At 71.9% G+C, this 2,097-nt stretch carries 3 protein-coding genes, 1 tRNA gene and 1 pseudogene; 4 read left to right on the top strand and 1 reads right to left on the bottom strand.

Features of this window, described 5'->3' with window-relative positions; translation table 11 throughout:
- From ESO86_RS15910 to ESO86_RS15920, 3 genes and pseudogenes are all read left to right on the top strand, one after another.
- A pseudogene (locus ESO86_RS15910) lies at positions 1 to 627 on the top strand (hypothetical protein); the annotation flags it as partial.
- A 52-nt stretch (positions 628 to 679) separates the two neighbouring features.
- Complete coding sequence (gene rsfS, locus ESO86_RS15915; protein ID WP_129235833.1) at positions 680 to 1,087, top strand: ribosome silencing factor; 408 nt, start codon at positions 680 to 682, stop codon at positions 1,085 to 1,087.
- Between the two features lie 92 nt (positions 1,088 to 1,179).
- A tRNA-Ala gene (locus ESO86_RS15920) sits at positions 1,180 to 1,252 on the top strand.
- A 100-nt stretch (positions 1,253 to 1,352) separates the two neighbouring features.
- On the opposite strand, the gene ESO86_RS15925 is transcribed toward ESO86_RS15920, so the two are convergent.
- The gene (locus ESO86_RS15925) at positions 1,353 to 1,568 is read right to left on the bottom strand and encodes a hypothetical protein (RefSeq protein WP_129235834.1); all 216 of its coding nucleotides are present in this window, start codon (positions 1,566 to 1,568) and stop codon (positions 1,353 to 1,355) included.
- Positions 1,569 to 1,689: 121 nt separating this feature from the next.
- Between ESO86_RS15925 and ESO86_RS15930 the strand changes: the two genes are divergently transcribed.
- A partial coding sequence (locus ESO86_RS15930; RefSeq protein ID WP_165308039.1) for a hypothetical protein occupies positions 1,690 to 2,097 on the top strand: 408 nt, incomplete at its 3' end.

Here is a 2,097-nt window from a genome sequence, read left to right on the forward strand (position 1 = left end):
CAGCGCCAACCGAACGCGCCGGTCGCGGGGCGCCCGCACGACGAGGGGCAGCCGCCGCGGCATCCGCACCAGTCCGCGCCGACGCGGGCGGCAGCACCGCACACGACGGTCGACGCCGGCCTGGACGAGCCCGTCGTGGCACCGAAGCCGGTCGGGCACTGGACCTCGCAGCTGAACCTTCCCGACGATCACTCGGAGCCGTACGACCAGCTCCTGTCGCGGGGCGGCTCGCCGCGCGGCGTCCCGACGACGACGAACGCGCTCATCCTGCCGTCGCTGCCCGACCAGGGTCCGCTCGGTCAGCAGCTCGCCCCGAGTGGCGAGATCATCGTGACGGGATCGATCGACCTGCCGCGAAGCTACGGCGCGACCGGGGTGCACCCGAGCCAGGTCGACTCGAGCGACGTGGATCGCCTGTTCGACTCGGTGGAGGACGTCGCCGGCCCCGGCGTCGCGCCGGTCTCCGCGACACGGGCGATCAGCACGCAGCAGCCGAGCAAGGCGATGATGGCGCCTCCGAGCAAGGAGGGCATGAACGTGCCCCTCGTGCTCGCGGTCACCGCGGGCGTGCTCGCACTCGGAGTGGTGGCGACGCTCGTCGTCGGCGCGATGGCAGGGCTCTTCTGATCGAGGACATGATGGGGGCGGGCCGCATGCCGGCTTCCGGGAAGTCGAGGACATGACCGCAACCGACCACGCACACCGCCTGCTCGCCATCGCCGCGCGCGCAGCGGACGCGAAGGGCGGTGAGGATCTCGTCGCGCTCGACGTGTCCGAGCCGTTGCCGTTCGCGGACGTCTTCCTGCTCGTCACCGGCACCGCCGAGCGCAACGTCGTCGCGATCGCCGATGCGGTCGTCGAAGCGCTCCGCGAGGAGGGTCAGGACATCTCGCGCCGCGAGGGACGCGATGGGGGGCGCTGGGCCCTGCTCGACTTCGGTGACCTCGTCGTTCACGTCTTCCACCGCGAGGAGCGCATGTACTACGGGTTGGAGCGTCTCTGGCGCGACTGCCCGGCCATTCCGGTGGGACCGCTGCTCGAGCGCGACGGGTCGTCGACCGGCCCGGGGACGTCGTCGCAGGGCTGAGCCCGGCTCGATTTCGCATCCTCCCGAGGGCTGGTGTAATCTGAATCCGTTGCCCCGAAGGGGGCGGCACACCGACCGAGTCGGTGCAGAACGGGTCTGTGGCGCAGCTGGTAGCGCACCTGCATGGCATGCAGGGGGTCAGGGGTTCGAGTCCCCTCAGATCCACCGAAGAAGCCCCCGAGCGAATCGCTCGGGGGCTTCGTCGTTCACTGGTTCGCTCGTGGCGGGGGACGCCCCACGGTCGTCGCGCGCGATCGCGGACCGGTCAGGCGGCGTGCGTGGCGTGCGAGCGACGCGCGCGGATGATCGACTCGGGCGCGGCCGTGAGCCGGCCCTGCCGCCCCTCCTCGGTCAGGTACTGCACGCGGATGCCGCGCCCGACCCGGGCGACCCTGGTGATCTCGTACGAGCCGCCGGTGGCGCTGACGAGGACGTCGCCCACGGCGAGCTCCCTGGCCTGCATCAGTTCGACGATTCCCATGTCGAGAGGTTCTCACCACCCACCGACATTCCCGCGTCCGATGATCCGGCGCGCTTGCTTGACCGCCCCAGCGCCCCGGCCCACAATTGGGGGACATGCCAACACTGGGGGATTGCGCGATATGAGCGACACGACCACCCGCCCCGTCGACCACACGGGCGGCGACGGCGCCTACGGCGACACCGTCGTCTTCCAGACCGAACCCGAGAGTGCGGAGGCGCCGACCGACTCGACGGCCAAGCGCGGCTCGTGGAGCCGCGACCTCCGCTTCATGCTCGTCGTGCTCGTCGCGATCGCGGCGCTGTTCCTGGCGTTCGCACTGGTCGTCGCGTTCAGCCCCGACGCCTCCGGCATCGCGGCGCTGGCGATCGTCGCGGCTCCGATCGCGACCATGGTCGCCGCCTACTACGGGATCTCGCTCGCCCTGCGCCAGGTGGCGGAGGCCCGGCGTTCCGCCGACGCCGCCGACGCCCGGGCCCGCGCGGCCGAGACGAGCGCCCGCGAGTCCGACGCCTGGGCGGCGCAGATG

This window comes from Agromyces binzhouensis (genome assembly GCF_004135055.1).
GTDB lineage: Bacteria > Actinomycetota > Actinomycetes > Actinomycetales > Microbacteriaceae > Agromyces > Agromyces binzhouensis.

Coding starts and splice junctions, on each gene's coding strand:
- rsfS (WP_129235833.1), top strand. CDS start 680: ATGACCGCAACCGACCACGCACACCGCCTGCTCGCCATCGCCGCGCGC.
- ESO86_RS15925 (WP_129235834.1), bottom strand. CDS start 1,568: ATGGGAATCGTCGAACTGATGCAGGCCAGGGAGCTCGCCGTGGGCGAC.